At 63.8% G+C, this 14,384-nt stretch carries 19 protein-coding genes; 7 read left to right on the top strand and 12 right to left on the bottom strand.

Translation table 11 applies throughout. The features are described from left to right. Positions 1-61 precede the first annotated feature (61 nt). Positions 62-547 carry an AbiJ-NTD4 domain-containing protein gene (locus ACSSV4_RS14550; RefSeq protein ID WP_454275857.1) on the bottom strand — a complete coding sequence of 162 codons (486 nt, stop codon included), beginning with the start codon at positions 545-547 and terminating at the stop codon, positions 62-64. 3 nt (positions 548-550) lie between these two features. Next, the gene (thyX, locus tag ACSSV4_RS14555; protein ID WP_454275858.1) at positions 551-1,459 is read right to left on the bottom strand and encodes an FAD-dependent thymidylate synthase; all 909 of its coding nucleotides are present in this window, start codon (positions 1,457-1,459) and stop codon (positions 551-553) included. 183 nt (positions 1,460-1,642) lie between these two features. Between thyX and ACSSV4_RS14560 the strand changes: the two genes are divergently transcribed. Both ACSSV4_RS14560 and ACSSV4_RS14565 read left to right on the top strand, forming a co-directional pair. Next, on the top strand, positions 1,643-2,071 hold the full coding sequence (locus ACSSV4_RS14560) for a VOC family protein (RefSeq protein WP_454275859.1): 429 nt from the start codon (positions 1,643-1,645) through the stop codon (positions 2,069-2,071). Positions 2,072-2,085: 14 nt separating this feature from the next. Beyond that, positions 2,086-2,742 (top strand): DUF1194 domain-containing protein, encoded by a 657-nt coding sequence (locus ACSSV4_RS14565; RefSeq protein WP_454275860.1) that lies wholly within the window; start codon positions 2,086-2,088, stop codon positions 2,740-2,742. Here ACSSV4_RS14565 and ACSSV4_RS14570 read toward each other — a convergent pair. The 3 genes from ACSSV4_RS14570 to ACSSV4_RS14580 all read right to left on the bottom strand — a co-directional run bounded on the left by ACSSV4_RS14570 (position 2,736) and on the right by ACSSV4_RS14580 (position 3,988). After that, positions 2,736-3,236 carry a MarR family winged helix-turn-helix transcriptional regulator gene (locus ACSSV4_RS14570; RefSeq protein ID WP_454275861.1) on the bottom strand — a complete coding sequence of 167 codons (501 nt, stop codon included), beginning with the start codon at positions 3,234-3,236 and terminating at the stop codon, positions 2,736-2,738. The two genes, ACSSV4_RS14565 and ACSSV4_RS14570, sit on opposite strands and share 7 nt — an antisense overlap. 91 nt (positions 3,237-3,327) lie before the next feature. Continuing rightward, on the bottom strand, positions 3,328-3,552 hold the full coding sequence (locus ACSSV4_RS14575) for a succinate dehydrogenase assembly factor 2 (protein WP_454275862.1): 225 nt from the start codon (positions 3,550-3,552) through the stop codon (positions 3,328-3,330). Between the two features lie 34 nt (positions 3,553-3,586). Further along, a complete protein-coding gene (locus tag ACSSV4_RS14580; protein WP_454275863.1) occupies positions 3,587-3,988 on the bottom strand; it encodes a helix-turn-helix domain-containing protein in 402 nt (133 codons plus the stop codon). An 85-nt stretch (positions 3,989-4,073) separates the two neighbouring features. Here ACSSV4_RS14580 and ACSSV4_RS14585 point away from each other — a divergent pair, with 85 nt between their 5' ends. The 4 genes from ACSSV4_RS14585 to ACSSV4_RS14600 all read left to right on the top strand — a co-directional run bounded on the left by ACSSV4_RS14585 (position 4,074) and on the right by ACSSV4_RS14600 (position 6,951). After that, positions 4,074-5,276, top strand: a complete 1,203-nt coding sequence (locus tag ACSSV4_RS14585) for a pyridoxal phosphate-dependent aminotransferase (RefSeq protein WP_454275864.1) — start codon at positions 4,074-4,076, stop codon at positions 5,274-5,276. An 8-nt stretch (positions 5,277-5,284) separates the two neighbouring features. Continuing rightward, positions 5,285-5,686, top strand: a complete 402-nt coding sequence (locus tag ACSSV4_RS14590; protein ID WP_454275865.1) for a hypothetical protein — start codon at positions 5,285-5,287, stop codon at positions 5,684-5,686. A 62-nt stretch (positions 5,687-5,748) separates the two neighbouring features. Further along, positions 5,749-6,357 carry an ImuA family protein gene (locus ACSSV4_RS14595; RefSeq protein WP_454275866.1) on the top strand — a complete coding sequence of 203 codons (609 nt, stop codon included), beginning with the start codon at positions 5,749-5,751 and terminating at the stop codon, positions 6,355-6,357. 36 nt (positions 6,358-6,393) lie between these two features. Further along, entirely contained in the window at positions 6,394-6,951 is a 558-nt protein-coding gene (locus ACSSV4_RS14600; protein ID WP_454275867.1) for a YceI family protein, read from the top strand. A gap of 418 nt (positions 6,952-7,369) precedes the next feature. Here the strand turns inward: ACSSV4_RS14600 and ACSSV4_RS14605 are convergent, their stop codons facing one another. After that, positions 7,370-8,479, bottom strand: a complete 1,110-nt coding sequence (locus ACSSV4_RS14605; protein WP_454275868.1) for a sugar-transfer associated ATP-grasp domain-containing protein — start codon at positions 8,477-8,479, stop codon at positions 7,370-7,372. 481 nt (positions 8,480-8,960) lie between these two features. Here ACSSV4_RS14605 and ACSSV4_RS14610 point away from each other — a divergent pair, with 481 nt between their 5' ends. Continuing rightward, positions 8,961-10,184 carry an MFS transporter gene (locus tag ACSSV4_RS14610; protein WP_454275869.1) on the top strand — a complete coding sequence of 408 codons (1,224 nt, stop codon included), beginning with the start codon at positions 8,961-8,963 and terminating at the stop codon, positions 10,182-10,184. Positions 10,185-10,193: 9 nt separating this feature from the next. Here the strand turns inward: ACSSV4_RS14610 and ACSSV4_RS14615 are convergent, their stop codons facing one another. The 6 genes from ACSSV4_RS14615 to ACSSV4_RS14640 all read right to left on the bottom strand — a co-directional run bounded on the left by ACSSV4_RS14615 (position 10,194) and on the right by ACSSV4_RS14640 (position 14,366). Further along, entirely contained in the window at positions 10,194-10,565 is a 372-nt protein-coding gene (locus ACSSV4_RS14615) for a GFA family protein (protein ID WP_454275870.1), read from the bottom strand. Beyond that, positions 10,562-11,308, bottom strand: coding sequence for a rhomboid family intramembrane serine protease (locus ACSSV4_RS14620; RefSeq protein WP_454275871.1), 747 nt, complete (start codon positions 11,306-11,308; stop codon positions 10,562-10,564). Before ACSSV4_RS14620 ends, ACSSV4_RS14615 begins: the two co-directional genes overlap by 4 nt. 117 nt (positions 11,309-11,425) lie before the next feature. Continuing rightward, complete coding sequence (locus ACSSV4_RS14625; RefSeq protein WP_454275872.1) at positions 11,426-12,355, bottom strand: OmpA family protein; 930 nt, start codon at positions 12,353-12,355, stop codon at positions 11,426-11,428. Then, entirely contained in the window at positions 12,352-12,924 is a 573-nt protein-coding gene (locus ACSSV4_RS14630; RefSeq protein WP_454275873.1) for a peroxidase-related enzyme, read from the bottom strand. Before ACSSV4_RS14630 ends, ACSSV4_RS14625 begins: the two co-directional genes overlap by 4 nt. A 3-nt stretch (positions 12,925-12,927) precedes the next feature. Beyond that, positions 12,928-13,647: a GNAT family N-acetyltransferase gene (locus ACSSV4_RS14635; protein ID WP_454275874.1), complete on the bottom strand. Its 720-nt coding sequence runs from the start codon at positions 13,645-13,647 to the stop codon at positions 12,928-12,930. Beyond that, the gene (locus ACSSV4_RS14640; RefSeq protein ID WP_454275875.1) at positions 13,644-14,366 is read right to left on the bottom strand and encodes a competence/damage-inducible protein A; all 723 of its coding nucleotides are present in this window, start codon (positions 14,364-14,366) and stop codon (positions 13,644-13,646) included. Before ACSSV4_RS14640 ends, ACSSV4_RS14635 begins: the two co-directional genes overlap by 4 nt. Positions 14,367-14,384: the final 18 nt, after the last annotated feature.

A 14,384-nucleotide genomic window follows, 5' to 3' on the forward strand; every position in this document is an offset into this window, starting at 1 on the left:
TTTGCGTTTCGACATCTCTGATCTCCTTCTCGTCGAAGATCAGCAGACTGCAAATCGTAGCTTATGTCAGTGTCCGAATTTCGGGGGGCAGCTCAATTATTTCAACTAACTCTCCTCCCACAAAGCGATACGCCGATTTTTCAGCCTCAAGAACCTCGTTTGCTTCAATAATGAAAAACTCCGCGTGCTGACGAACTTGAGAGAAGGGCGGACCGGTATTTGATAGTTTCGAAAGATCAGCTAAGAACTGAGCTAAGTCATAAAATTCATTCCAATTTCGCGGCGTGAATTGGCCTTTTAATTGCGCTATGAATCTACGAACAGAGTCATCAATTTCATCTGTCGGCTTTCCTAGGAACTCATCTTGAATTTTGTACAATACAAAATTCGTAAAATCGTCGTGGGAATCAACAAACCGTTCAAAATGGTTCCAAAAACACCGGCCCATGGCAGACCATAGACGACTCCAAAGTCGCTGATCCATTCCTTCTCTTTGGACTACAATTCTTGGTTCAATTATCCCATGGCGTTCAGAGAAACGTCTCATAAATCACCCCCCAATCACCCCCTCAAACTCCCGCCATTCCCCCTTGCTCATGCCGGAATTCTCCTGCGTCACCTCTTCCCCCTTCAACATCCGCCGCACGCACTCAAGCGCCGTGGCCGAGAGCGTCGCACCGCCCATGCGGTAGTCGGCGAAGGCCTTGTAGGCGGCGGGCACCCAATCCGCGACGATGTCGCAGATCGCCTCGGCATAGACCCGGATTTCGTATTGCGCGTGGGCATCCGCCCGCAGCCGCAGGAAATGCAGCAGGTTGTGCAGATCGACCTTCCAGTACCATTGCGTATAGATATTGGCGGGCAGGTTCATGCGGGCCAGTTCGCGCGCCAGCCCCTGCTGCCCCTCGTCCGAGATCATCGCCTCGTAATGGTCATAGCAGCGCATCGCGTCCTCGGTCAGCAGGCGCAGCACGCGGTCGGCCTCCTCACCCTCGAGCGCCGCTCCACGCCCCTGATTGTTGGTGGTCGATTGCGCGGCGAGCGCGTCGGGCGCGGGGATGTAGAACTCCCGGTCGAGGATCGAGTAGCGCGCGGAATATTCGTTGACGTTGGCGGTGCGGTGCCGGATCCACTGCCGCGCCACGAAAACCGGCAGTTTGACATGCAGCTTGATCTCGCACATCTCGAACGGGGTCGAATGCCAGTGCCGCATCAGGTAGCGGATGAGTCCCTCGTCATTGCTCACGGATTTGGTGCCGCGCCCGTAGGACACCCGCGCCGCCTGACAGATCGCGGCATCGTCGCCCATATAGTCGATCACCCGCACGAAGCCGTGATCAAGCACCGGATGCGCGGTATAGAGATGCTTTTCCATTCCCGGGGCGGTGGCGCGCAGGGTCTGCTGCGTCTCGCGGCGCTGCGCGTCGATTTCGGCCTGCTGATCTGGGCTGAGGGGCATGGCGGGGCCTTTCATGGGCTGGTGATTGTCTGGTCATGGGCTGAGATGAGTCGCTGCCCACTATATCTTGCGGGGGGCGGTTGCGCCAAGCCGATATCGGGTGTTTCTGGCGGCGGCTTTGCCCCCTCGACATCGGGGCGCGGGCCACTATCCTCTGCGCAGACGCAAACACGGAGGCATAGGATGAAAATCAGGTATCTGCACACCATGGTCCGGGTCAAGGATCTGGACGCGACGATGCGGTTCTTTGGCCTGCTGGGTCTCAAGGAAACCCGCCGCTGGGACAATGAAGGGGGCCGCTTCACGCTGATCTTCATGGCGCCCGAAGGGCAGGAAGAGTGCCCGGTGGAGCTGACTTACAACTGGGATGGCGACGAGGGGCTGCCCTCGGACAGCCGGCATTTCGGCCATCTGGCCTATTCGGTCGGCAATATCTACGAGATGTGCCAGCATCTGCAGGACAATGGCGTGGTGATCAACCGCCCGCCGCGCGACGGGCGCATGGCGTTTGTGCGCAGCCCCGACAACATCTCGGTCGAGTTGTTGCAGGAGGGCGACGCGCTGGAGCCCGCCGAGCCCTGGGCGAGCATGGAAAACACCGGCCATTGGTAAGATGGGCGGTTCTCTTGTCGGGGCTGTTCGCGGCCCCGGCAGAGGCGGCCTGCCGCCTCGCGCTGCTGCTGGCGCTCGACGTGTCGTCCTCGGTCGATGCGCGGGAATATGATCTGCAGCGCATGGGGCTCGCGGCGGCCCTCGATGCGCCCGATATCCGGCACGCCATTCTGACCGGCGAGGGCGATGTCGCGCTCGCCGTCTATGAATGGAGCGGGCGGTTTCAGGAAAAGCTGCATCTCGACTGGACCTATCTGCGCAGCCACGCCGACATCACCCGCGCGGCGGCGGGTCTGGCGGGGATGGAACGCTCGACCTCGGAGTATCCCACCGCGCTCGGCTCGGCTCTGGGCTATGGCGCGCAGGTGATGACCCGCGCGCCGGACTGTGCCCGGCGGGTGATCGACGTGTCGGGCGACGGGGTCAACAACCAGGGCTTTCCCCCGGCGCTGGCCTACAAGCATTTCCCGTTTCAGGGGATCACGGTGAACGGGCTGGTGATCCTCGGCCATGACGCCGAGGTTCTGCGGCAGTATCGCGACGAGGTGCTGCGCGGCCCCGGCGCGTTTCTGGAACTGGCGCAGGGCTTCGAGGATTTCGAGCGTGCCATGGGCCGCAAGCTCTTCCGCGAGATCAGCGATATCGTGCTGGGCGCGCTGCCCGCTCAGTAGATATAGCGGATCTGGTCGGTCCAGTACCGCTCCACCCGGCGCAGCGACGAGGTGATCTGGTCGATCCCGTCGGGGCCGAGCACGCCGCGCCCCTCCAGCCCCACCGCATGACGGGCGAAAAGCCCCGCCACCACATCGCGGATGCCACGCCCCTTTTCCGTCAGGCGCACCCGGACCGAGCGGCGATCCACCTCGCAGCGCTGGTGGTGCATATAACCCATCTCCACCAGTTTCTTGAGGTTGTAGCTGACATTGCTGCCTTGGTAGTAACCGCGCGTCTTGAGCTCGCCCGCGGTGACCTCGTGATCGCCGATGTTGAACAGCAAGAGCCCCTGCACCGCGTTGATATCGAGGATGCCGAGGCGCTCGAACTCGTCCTTGATGACGTCGAGCAACAGCCGGTGCAGCCGCTCCACCAGTGACAGCGCGTCGAGATAGGCCGTGATGAACGCGGTATGCCCGGTCGGAGGGCTCAGGGGTTTTTGAAAACTCATATCCGTCTCCGTGCGTGTCTGCTCGCATCGGAAACTGGGCCAAAAAGCCCAATAATCTGTTAAACCGCGACAAGAACGGCTAAAATCCGATCTATTTTCCCGAACAGGCCACGCCCGAGATGTCGCTGACCAGATCGGCAAAGCGCGCCGGGGTAGCGACCTGGCCGGTCACCCACTGGTAGAGATCCTGATCGTTCTCCGACAGGAACGAGTCGTAAAGCGCAAGGGTGTCTTCGTCCATCGCCGCCAGCCGGGCCTCGGCATAGCGGCTCAGGATGATGTCCATCTCCTTGATGCCGCGCCGCATGGAGCGCATCGAGAGGCGCCTGAGACGGTGCTGGCGCGGTTCGTCACTCACCGGCTTCTTGCCGCAGCTTGGCGCGCAGGGTCTTCTCGATCCGGCCCAGACGGTCGGTGGAAAAGGTCAGTTGCGCGCGGATATCGCGGATCTCGGTCAGCATCTGGCTGATATCGGGGGACAACTCGCCAACCGCAGGAGTGTCCGGCCCGTCGCCCTCGCCCGAGAGCAGCCAGAGCAGCGAGACATTCAAGAGCCCCGCCATCATCGACAGCTTGTTGGCGCGCGGCTCGGACTGGTCGTCCTCCCAGGCCTTGAGTGTCTTGAGCTTCACGCCGAGGCGCTTGGCAAGATCGCCTTGGGTCATGCCCGCGCGCTCGCGCGCGCCCGCCACGCGGTCGCCGAAGGTGGTGGCATCGGGGTCGAACCAGCTGTCATTGGTGTCTGTTGTCATCTCATCCCTTTCCGGCGATCGTTCTTGATCAACCTTTGGGCGCACCCTATGACACCTGTCAGGTGAATTCAAACCGGAGGCGGCCATGTCCGATCTGTCAGCGACATTATCGCGCGTGAAACCCTCGCCCACCATCGCGGTGACGACAAAGGCGCAGGAGCTGAAAGCGGCGGGGCGCGACGTGATTGGCCTCGGCGCCGGAGAGCCGGATTTCGACACGCCCGACCATATCAAGGCGGCGGGCATCCGCGCCATCGAAGAGGGCAAGACGAAATACACCGCCGTCGATGGCATCCCTGAATTGAAGGCGGCGATCTGCGCCAAGTTCAAGCGCGATAACGGGCTGGATTATATGCCCGCACAGGTCAGTGTTGCCTCGGGCGGCAAGCAGATCCTCTACAACGCGCTGATGGCGACGCTCAATCCCGGTGACGAGGTGGTCATCCCCGCGCCCTATTGGGTGAGCTATCCCGACATGGTGCTCTTGGCGGGGGGCGAGCCGGTGGTGGTGCCTGCGGGCATCGAGACCGGGTTCAAGCTGACGCCAGAGGCGCTCAAAGCCGCAATCACGCCGAAAACCCGCTGGTTCATCTTTAACTCGCCGTCGAATCCCACCGGGGCGGGCTATACATGGGACGAGTTGAAGGGCCTGACCGACGTGCTCTTGCGGCACCCCCATGTCTGGGTGATGACCGACGACATGTATGAACACCTCGCCTATGACGATTTTCAGTTCTGCACCCCCGTCCAGGTGGAGCCCGGCCTTTATGACCGCACGCTGACCTGCAACGGCGTCTCCAAGGCCTATTGCATGACTGGCTGGCGGATCGGCTATGCGGCGGGGCCGGAACGGCTGATCGCGGCGATGCGCAAGATCCAGTCGCAGAGCACCTCCAACCCCTGCACGATCAGCCAATGGGCGGCGGTCGAGGCGCTGAATGGCAGCCATGATTTCATCGCTGAGAACAACGCCGTTTTCACGCGCCGCCGCGATCTGGTGGTGTCGATGCTGAACGAGATCGACGGGATCGAATGCCCGGTGCCCAACGGGGCCTTCTACGTCTACCCGTCGATTGCCGGGCTGATCGGTAAGACCAGCGCCGGCGGCGCGCTGATCGAGGATGACGAGGCCTTCGCCACCGCCCTTCTGGAAGAGACCGGCGTCGCCGTGGTCTTCGGCGCGGCCTTCGGACTTTCGCCGAACTTCCGGGTCAGCTACGCTACGTCGGACGACGCGCTGAAAGAGGCCTGCGGGCGGATACAGGCGTTCTGCGAAGGGCTGAGATAGGGACGGGCATGGCGGGCGATCTCCCCGATTACTACTTCCGGGTCCGCGAGAACGGGGCCTTCGTGTTCCGCGTCGATACCGAGAACCGGCAGCGCCGGATCGACATGGACCAGATCGCCGTCGTCAATATCCGCAAGTCCGAGATCAAGCCGCATGGCGACCGCGAGCTGAGCGAGGCCGATATCGCCGCGATCACCGAGTGGATGACCGAGCGGCAGGCGCTCCTCGAGCACCGCGATATCGACGATATCCTGCGGGCCGTGGATTACCTCAACACCACCACCCATTGGGCGCAGTCGCGCGCCACCGATGCGCAGCTGGAGCAGGTGACGGATGCGCTCCTGCTGGCGATGCATGATCTGCGCACGGTGCTGGTGCGCAAAAAGGCCGACCGGTTGCTGAAGGACTAGCGCGACATCCTCGCGCGCCAGCCCACTTGAGAACAATACGCGAACATACTATGCTCGCCCCCATGGATACCGCGCTCCTCACCCGCCAGAACCACCGCCCGCGCCCGGCCCTGCGCCTGCTGGGCGCGCTGCCCTTCACCCAGGCCCGCCTGCATGAGGGCTGCGGCCCCGCCCGCCACAGCCTCGCCGCCCTGCTCATCGGGGCCACGCGCGGCCCGGTGCTCTGGATCGCGCCCGCATGGGCCACCGACCGCCTCAACCCCGAAGGCGCCTGCCCCCTCACCGGCCCCGACAACGGCCCTGAGCGCCTGCTCTTCGTCACGCCCCAGCGGCGCGAGGAGCTGCTCTGGTGCATGGAAGAGGCGCTGCGCAGCGGCGCCACGCCGCTTGTCATCGCCGACCTGCCCGGCCCGCCGGGCCTCACCCCCGTGCGCCGCCTGCATCTCGCCGCCGAGGAAGGTGCCACGCGCGGCCACCACCGCCCCCTCGGCCTGATCCTGACACCGGGCGAGGGCGGCGCGCCGGGGGTCGAGAGCCGCTGGCACATGGCCCCCGCGCATGACCTCGACACCGACCGCTGGCAGCTTGAGCGCCGCCGCGCCCGCGACGCCGCGCCCGCCGCATGGCACCTGAGCGGACAGCCCGGCGCATGGGCGCTCAAGCAAACGTGACATCCGCCCCCCGCCCCCGCGCGTATACCCAAGGGCATGATCCGAACGCTCGCCCTCGCCCTCTGCCTCAGTGCCACGCAGACCACCGCCGCGCCCGAGGCCTACCGGCTCGACACCACCCGCTCCTCGGTGGGCTTCACCTACCGGCTCGGGCAGGCCGAGACGGCGGGCACCATGCCGGTGCGCGCGGCCGAGATATCGGTCGACCTCGCCAACCTCACCACCAGCCGCGTCACCGTCACGCTCGACGCGCGCGCGGCCCGCGCGGGCGTGTTCTTCGCCACCGAGGCGATGCGCGGGCCCCAGGTGCTCGACACCGCGCGCCACCCTGTGATCACCTTCCGCTCCACCCGCATCACCGGCACCCTGCAGGCCGCGACGGTCGAGGGCCACCTCACCCTGCGCGGCGTGACCCGCCCGGTGACGCTGACCGCAGGCCTCTACCGCCAGCGCGGCACCGAGGCCCGCGACCTCGACCACCTCACCGTGCTGCTGACAGGCCAGATCGACCGGCACGATTTCGGTGCCACTGGCTTCGCGGATCTCGTCGGGCCGCTGATCGACCTGAGGATTGTGGCGCGGATTGAGAGGTAGGGGAGGACAAGAGCATACGTTCTTTTCGAAGAGTGACCGCTCTCAGCCCCGAAGCGGGCATGGTGCGGGACGCACGAGGTAGCAAAAGCGGACGCCAGCGCCACGCTGATGGAAAGGTCGAGATGCGGAAAAGTTATCCTCAATAGATTTGCCTTCAAAGACCCGTCTCAATCCGAAGGGTAGCCACTGGTATTGCTTAGGGTCTGCTTTCGCTGACCTTCACCTCGCCGGTTGCGAACTGGTGAAACTGCAACCCTTTCATACTCTGTCAACGGTGAATTTGGTCTGTTTCCAATCGAGTCGCTTACGAAATGGAAACGCCTCAGACGTCAAAGCTCTCCCGAGAAGATTGTCTGCGTGATTTGACGCAGAAGCACTTCTCTGAACCGGCATGGTTTTTCGTCAGGGGGCACTCGTTCTATATTTTTGCGCCGGACTCTCGGAAGAAGGCAAGCATCTCGTCGCTCAACAGTCCTTTCCCTGTGGCCATCTGCATTAATTCAAAGGCACAACCCGAGTTTACCTCAACGACGACTGGTCCATCCTCGGTCAACGCAATATCGGTTGAGCCATACCTGTTCGCCCCATGCAGAAGCGCAACTTTTTCGTTCATCGCCCTCAATTCCGACCACATGGGCAGTTGCTCACCAATTAGCTTGCGCGCAGAACCTGGCAGGCTGTCGTATGCAACACGGGTCCCGTCCTGTGCGTCTACAATCGTCAAGACCGTTCCGGTCTCAGGGTCCAGCTGACTCAGCAGATTGCCTGGCCGCCAAAAGTTATCGGCCACGTTACTCTGCATTGGAAGCTTCAGCGCCGTGAAGGGAACGTTCAGTCCGTTCTTACCGATCAGGTTTAGCGATCGCACAGTCCCTATCGCACCTGTGAGGCCATCAAAAAAACTGTGCGGGGTTAGGCATTCTTGGATCAGGTAGCTCTGGTCTCCAAAGATCTTTTCCGCCAACTCCTCAAATGTGACCGGGTCCTGACCTTCGATCAGAATATGAGAATCGGTACAGCCGTTGATGCGGAATGCGCCTGCGCTCCACATGCCCCTCACCGGCTTGGCGAAAAGAGGAAAAGCCGGTCCTGCGGCAAAGAATGACCTGAGGTCTTCCGCCGTTCCCAACTTCGGAACATCGGGAAAGCTTCGCGGCCCTTGGTCGAAAACAGCGGCGATTACAGGAACGGGCAGACCGTGCCGGCTCAAAAAGCTTGAGGACAACCATTTGTCTTCAGTAACTGCCCACCAACTTGTGTCATTGCATGCGTTGGAGATAGGCCAATGGATGTGGGCTGAAACAAACCGAGAGCGATCCTCATCGCTCCAGCGTTTTTTGTCGTAGAGTTCATAGAGCATGTATTCGTAGAACCGAATCTTGCCTCGCCCGCGCTTCAGTTTCCTGTAGTCAAGCCAGATAGATAGAGGATTTTTGCCACTGCTTCGGGCTGCTCGAACGAGAGCTGGGGCGACCTCAATCTGCTGCTTGCTGCCGATCAAGCCAATGTCTTGTGCATGCGCCGTCATTTTTGCCCCGTCCCTCGACTTTCTATTGATATGAATAATACTGAACGAACTACTCGAGGAAATTAGGTGACGAGTTTGGCGTAATTTGGGCGTTCTAGAGTTCTTGTATTGGCAAGCGTTCTCTCCTTCGGACTTGGTTCCGCCGGACACAGCACGAATGGTCGCTGTCGGGAAACTGCCCAAATTTTGCAAAGTCGAATTACTGCGCCTTGTGGTCATTCGCATAGACCTCAACAAAAGACCAGCCACCCGGCCTTCCGAGGCGCCCATATCCACTCCCCCACCGCACCCCCCATTAACCCCACCACACCCCGAAATCCGCACCGACGGAATACCGACGCGATACCGACGCGATACAGCCCGGCAAAACCCCGTGATTTCCGGGCGTTAACCGTGATTCGCGGCCTCTGGACCGAAACCGACACCGCCATGTCGAAAACATGTGGTCCCGCCCCCCGCATCCTGCCATTCTGGCCCCACCATGCGCCTGATGATTTCCTTCGCGGCCCTCTTCCTGTCGGTCATTCTGCTCCAGCTTTCCACCGGCGGGGTGGGCCCGCTCGATGCCCTCTCGGGCCTTGCCCTCGACTTCTCCACAGCCCAGATCGGCCTGCTCGGATCGGCCCATTTCGTGGGGTTTTTCATCGGCTGCTGGGTCGCCCCGCGCCTCATGGGCACCATCGGTCACAGCCGCGCATTTGCCGCCTTCACCGCCATGGGCGCGATCGGTCTTCTGGCCCATATGCTGGTGATCGACCCCTATGCCTGGTCGCTGATGCGGGTCGCCTCGGGCCTCTGCGTCGCGGGCTGTTACACGGTGATCGAGGCGTGGTTGCAGGCCAAGGTCACCAATGAAACCCGGGGCCGTACCATGGGGGTCTACCGGGTGGTGGACATGGGCGCATCCCTGGCCGCGCAAATGCTGATTTCCGTATTGGCACCAGCCTCTTACGTCTCCTACAACCTGCTGGCCCTGCTGTGCTGCGCGGCGCTTCTGCCGCTCACCCTGTCACGGCTCAGAGAGCCCGAAACCCCCGCCGCCCCGCGCCTGCGCCCGATGCTCCTGATCGCCTGCTCGCCCCTCGCCGCAGCGGGCGTTCTGGTGGCCGCCCTCTCCTCGGCCTCGTTCCGCATGGTGGGGCCGCTCTACGGCGGTCAGGTCGGCCTCGCTGTCGACCAGATCGCGGGGTTTCTGGCGGTCTTCGTGCTGGGCGGGGCGGTCGCGCAATACCCCGTCGGCTGGCTCGCCGACCGCTATGATCGCCGGTGGGTTCTGATCGGCCTGTCGCTCGCCGCGATCCTGTCGAGCCTGACCACCGCGATGACCCACAACCTCGAAACCTTCGGTATCCTGATGACGGCGTTCTTCTTCGGCATGACCACCTTTCCGATCTACTCGGTCTGCGCCGCCCACGCCCATGATTTCGCCGATGCGTCAGAGCGGGTGGAACTGTCGGCGGCGCTGATGTTCTTCTTCGCCGTCGGCGCCATCGCCGCCCCCCTCTTGGCCTCCACCCTGATCGAGGTCTACGGCCCTGCCGCGATGTTCGTGATGATCGCCGCGGGCCATGCTGTATTGGTTATTTTCGGCCTTGTCCGCATGCGCATGCGCCCCGGCGCCGAGACCCGCACCGCCTATATCTGGTCGCCGCGCACGTCCTTCCTGATCGGTCGACTGACCGGGCGCAGCCGCGACCCGGAGTGAGGCGTGGCGTCACGCATCCGAGGGATGATTGACGCCATCCTCCCATGGGATCGGGTCGAAATCGCGCGGGTTCACGCCCTCGATAGCCCCCAGATTGACGCCGTATTCGCCGGGATTGGAGCGGCGCTGATGATGGGTGTAAATCCCGCAAATCCGGCAGAAATAATGCTTCGCCGTGCCGGTGCCCCATTGGTAGAGCGTCAGCGCCTCGGCCCCCTGCACGACCTCCAGATCCGCGAGCGCGACGCTGACCGTGGCGGGGCCGCGCCTGCGGCAGAACGAGCAGTCGCAGCGATGCACATCGCCGAGCGCGGGGTCGCGCGGGCGCAGCCGCAATTTGACCGTGCCGCAATGGCAGGTGGCTGTCAGGGGCTGGCTCATCGGCGTCTCCGGACACGGGGGATGGGGGTGCGGCGAAAGCGGTAGCTGGTTTCGGGATAGGGCGGTTTGCCGTTATGGCTGGCCCAGAACCTCCGCCCGCCGAGCCGCCAGAACACCGGCAGCGTCAGCACCACGCCCGCAACGAAGCCACCGGCATGCGCCCAATAGGCGACACCGCCGGTCTGTGCGCTGCTGCCAAGCCCGGCCAGAACCTGAAAGGCGAACCAGAGCGCCAGCATCAGCGCCGCCGGAATCGTGATCACCCGGAAGAAGATGATGAAGATCAACAGGATATCGACCCGCGCGCGGGGAAAGAGCAGAAGGTATCCGCCCATCACCCCGGCGATTGCCCCCGACGCGCCGACCGTCGGCACCATCGAACCGGGGCCGCCCAGAATATGCGCGAGACTCGCGATGACGCCCGAGGCGAGATAGAATCCGAGATAGGGCAGGTGGCCCATCCGGTCCTCCATATTGTCGCCGAAGATCCACAAAAACAGCATGTTGCCCGCAAGATGCATCAGCCCGCCATGCAGGAACATCGAGGTGAAGAGCCCCGTGTAATCGCCTGCCTGCGTGACCTTGGCCGGGATCATGGCCCAGTCGTAGAAGAACAGCGTCAAGGCGCGCTCATCCGAGAAAAGCGACCAATAGCTGAAGAAAATCAGGATATTGAACGCGATGAGCGCATAGGTGACATAGGGCGTCCGGCCAGAGGGGTTATGATCGCGGATCGGGAACATGGGCGGCAAGCTAGCGCGGTTGGCGCGCGCCGGAAAGGCGGTTTTGCGAGGGAGGCGGAGAATGTGGACCGGTCCGGCTGATGCGCGCGCCCTCTTGGAAACGCGCCCGATGGCGGGCTAGAAACCCGCGATCACCACCGCCTCGACCCGGCGGTTTCTGTCACGGCCGGCCTCGCTCCGGTTGGTGGCAAGCGGCGAGAGAAAGCCGATGCCATGCGCCTCGATACGCTCGGGGGCAACGCCGTGATCCTCGATCAGCCGCGCGCGCACTGCCTCGGAGCGGGCCTGCGAGAGCGCAATATTGCTGTCGAGCGTGCCCACCGCATCGGTATGTCCGACCAGCGCGATCCGCATTTCGGGGGCTGCGAGCAGTACCTCGGCCAGGGCGTCGAGGCTGTCATGCGGTCCGGGTCCGAGCGTGGCTGCGCCCGATCCGAAATCCAGCCCCGAGAGGACTGCATGGCCCTGCGCGCGCAGGGTGTCGGCCAAAGGCGTCGGGGATGCCGCCCCGGTGTCGGACGGCTCATTTGGCGGGGCCGTGGCAAGGTCTGCGGGGCGCACATGGGTCGCCTGCACATAGCCGCGCCCGCCTGCCGCACTGACCATCAGCATGGCGTGTTCGGCCGCGGCCCCAATGCCGCGCTCGGCCAGCAGGTAGCGGTAATCAAACAGGTCCACGAACATCGCGGGCGCGGGCAGCACCGGTGTGTTGAAACGGAAGTCGAACCCGCCGCATTCCTCGGCGGCGCAGTCGAACACCACTTCCCACCCGGCCTTTTCCAGTGCGTCGCGTAAGGGGCTGAGCATCTGCAAGGTGTTAAGGCCGCGGTTGGGCAGCCGCCAGGCGCGGCTTTGGATATCGCCCTCCAGCCGCAGCCGGGGCAGGGCACCATCCTCATAGGGGCCCGAGGGGAGACGGATCGTATCGGCCTCGCGCAGGATGTCGGCGGTCTGCTCGGCGGCGTCGGGCAGGGGCAGGTCGAGCGCTTGGGCAGGCAGGCCAAGCCCGATCAGAAGAGAGGCGAGTACGGCGCGCAACCCGCTCACCGGGCCTGTGCGTGGTAGTCGGGATTGGGCTGCATGGCGGTGGCCGAGGCGACGCGGTTGGTCATGTTGAAGAACCCAGCGACATTGGCGATGTCCCAGATATCGCGATCGGCAAAGCCCGCCTCGCGCAGGGCGGCACGATCCGCCTCGGTGATCTCGGAGGACGCCTTGGTGATCTTTTCCGCAAAGCCCAGCATCGCGGTCTGGCGGGCATCGAGCGTGGCCGCGCGCCAGTTCATCACCATCGCCTCGCCCAAGGCCGGATCGCCGGACAATTGCCGCACCGCCGCGCCATGGGCGACCTGGCAATACCAGCAGCGGTTAATCGAACTGACCACCACCGCGATCATCTCGCGCTCCAGCTTGCTCAGGCCCGAGGGGGCGAGCATCAGGTCATTGTAAAGCGCGGTGAAGGCATTGAGCTTGTCGATATCAAAGGCGTAGGCCTTGAGCACATTGGGGATCATCCCGAGCTTGTCCTCGCAGATGTCGAAATATTTGCGGGTCTCGTCGGGCAGCGGGTCGACCATCGGCAGGTCGAGGGCTGTGGTCATATCGGTCTTGGTCATGGCTCAGTCCTTCTGGCGGTAGTGATACTCTCCCACAGGGGCAAAGCCCATGGAAGCGTAGAGGCCGTTGGCCCCCGTATTGGCCCGGGTGCAGAGCACGGCGATATGCGCGGCCCCGTTGCGTGCCGCCCAATGCGCGGCCTCGATCATCATCCAGCGGCCCATGCCGGCCCGCCGGTGCGCTGCGCGCACCTCGAGCGCGTGGACCATGGCGATGCCCTGATGCAGACCGGCATAGCCCACGGCGGCAGGGCGGTTGTCATGCCGCCCGAACAGGCCGGTTTTAGGGCAGGTCGCGCGTTCCATCACCGCGATGCGGGCAGGTCCGATGCCGCCCTCGGCCCAGATCTCGCGCATGATCTCGAGCGGCTCCCAGACCGAGAAAGTGGTGACGCGGGGTGCGCGCGTGCCGGTCAGCGCGGCGACCGGGGCGACGTAGAGGTTGACCGGATCGACCACGCGGTAGCCCTGATCGGCCAGCATGGCGTCGAGTGCGTCGTCGCCTGCGCGGATCTGGAACAATGCGTCCTGCCCCAGCCCACGCATCGCGGCCTCGGCGTCAGTCAGTTCCTCAGCCGTCAGCTCCCGCGTCGCCGTCGCCGCCGAGACCCGCTTGCCGCCGCCCGCGCCGTCGCGGATGGTGACCGGGCCGTGCGTCTCAATCCGCGCCGGGGGCCATGTCGCCTCGGTTACGGCATAGAGCGTCTGCGCGTCGGGCGTCATCCGGCGAACATCCCTGACAGTTCGGCCATGGCCGCATCGACCTGTGCGCCATCCTGCCCGCGCACCACGACATTGGCCCCGTGACAGCCGTCGCGCATGAACGGGTAGGAGCCGAAGGAAAGGTCCGGATAGCGCGCCGCCAGATCGGTGAGCGGCCCGGCGATATCGCCCTCGCCGCGCCGCACCTCGAGCGTCTGCGACAGAAGCGGCGCGCCGCCGGTGATCGTCGGCAGGACCGAGGCCAGCATCGCCTGAAAGATCGAGGGCACGCCGGCCATGACATGCACGTTCTCGATGGTGAAGCCGGGGGCGGCGCTGATCGGATTGTCGATCAGGGTGGCCCCGTCGGGAATGCGGGCCATGCGCAGTCGGGCCTCGTTCAACTTCTGCTCGCGGGCGGCGTAATGTGCGCTTAGAATGGCGCGGGCATCGTCGCGCACGGAAATGGGGCGATCAAAGGCGCGGGCGACGTTCTCGGCGGTGATGTCGTCATGGGTGGGGCCGATGCCGCCCGAGGTGAAGACCACGTCATACGCCGCACTCAGCGCCCGAACGCCGGCAACGATGGCGTCGGGGTCGTCGCTGACCACCCGCACCTCGCGCAGGTCGATGCCTGCGCGGGTCAGTTCACCGGCGAGGTAATGCATGTTGGCATCGCGCGTCCGGCCGGAGAGGATTTCATCCCCGATGACAAGCATGGCGGCACTCGGGTTGGGCATGGGGGCCTCCTTGATCTG

Source organism: Roseovarius sp. MBR-154 (genome assembly GCF_053628595.1).

Coding starts and splice junctions, on each gene's coding strand:
- ACSSV4_RS14600 (WP_454275867.1), top strand. CDS start 6,394: ATGATCCGAACGCTCGCCCTCGCCCTCTGCCTCAGTGCCACGCAGACC.
- ACSSV4_RS14575 (WP_454275862.1), bottom strand. CDS start 3,552: ATGCGCTCCATGCGGCGCGGCATCAAGGAGATGGACATCATCCTGAGC.
- ACSSV4_RS14605 (WP_454275868.1), bottom strand. CDS start 8,479: ATGACGGCGCATGCACAAGACATTGGCTTGATCGGCAGCAAGCAGCAG.
- ACSSV4_RS14570 (WP_454275861.1), bottom strand. CDS start 3,236: ATGAGTTTTCAAAAACCCCTGAGCCCTCCGACCGGGCATACCGCGTTC.
- ACSSV4_RS14640 (WP_454275875.1), bottom strand. CDS start 14,366: ATGCCCAACCCGAGTGCCGCCATGCTTGTCATCGGGGATGAAATCCTC.
- ACSSV4_RS14560 (WP_454275859.1), top strand. CDS start 1,643: ATGAAAATCAGGTATCTGCACACCATGGTCCGGGTCAAGGATCTGGAC.
- ACSSV4_RS14590 (WP_454275865.1), top strand. CDS start 5,285: ATGGCGGGCGATCTCCCCGATTACTACTTCCGGGTCCGCGAGAACGGG.
- ACSSV4_RS14635 (WP_454275874.1), bottom strand. CDS start 13,647: ATGACGCCCGACGCGCAGACGCTCTATGCCGTAACCGAGGCGACATGG.
- ACSSV4_RS14550 (WP_454275857.1), bottom strand. CDS start 547: ATGAGACGTTTCTCTGAACGCCATGGGATAATTGAACCAAGAATTGTA.
- ACSSV4_RS14585 (WP_454275864.1), top strand. CDS start 4,074: ATGTCCGATCTGTCAGCGACATTATCGCGCGTGAAACCCTCGCCCACC.
- ACSSV4_RS14580 (WP_454275863.1), bottom strand. CDS start 3,988: ATGACAACAGACACCAATGACAGCTGGTTCGACCCCGATGCCACCACC.
- ACSSV4_RS14630 (WP_454275873.1), bottom strand. CDS start 12,924: ATGACCAAGACCGATATGACCACAGCCCTCGACCTGCCGATGGTCGAC.
- ACSSV4_RS14615 (WP_454275870.1), bottom strand. CDS start 10,565: ATGAGCCAGCCCCTGACAGCCACCTGCCATTGCGGCACGGTCAAATTG.
- ACSSV4_RS14595 (WP_454275866.1), top strand. CDS start 5,749: ATGGATACCGCGCTCCTCACCCGCCAGAACCACCGCCCGCGCCCGGCC.
- ACSSV4_RS14610 (WP_454275869.1), top strand. CDS start 8,961: ATGCGCCTGATGATTTCCTTCGCGGCCCTCTTCCTGTCGGTCATTCTG.
- ACSSV4_RS14620 (WP_454275871.1), bottom strand. CDS start 11,308: ATGTTCCCGATCCGCGATCATAACCCCTCTGGCCGGACGCCCTATGTC.
- thyX (WP_454275858.1), bottom strand. CDS start 1,459: ATGCCCCTCAGCCCAGATCAGCAGGCCGAAATCGACGCGCAGCGCCGC.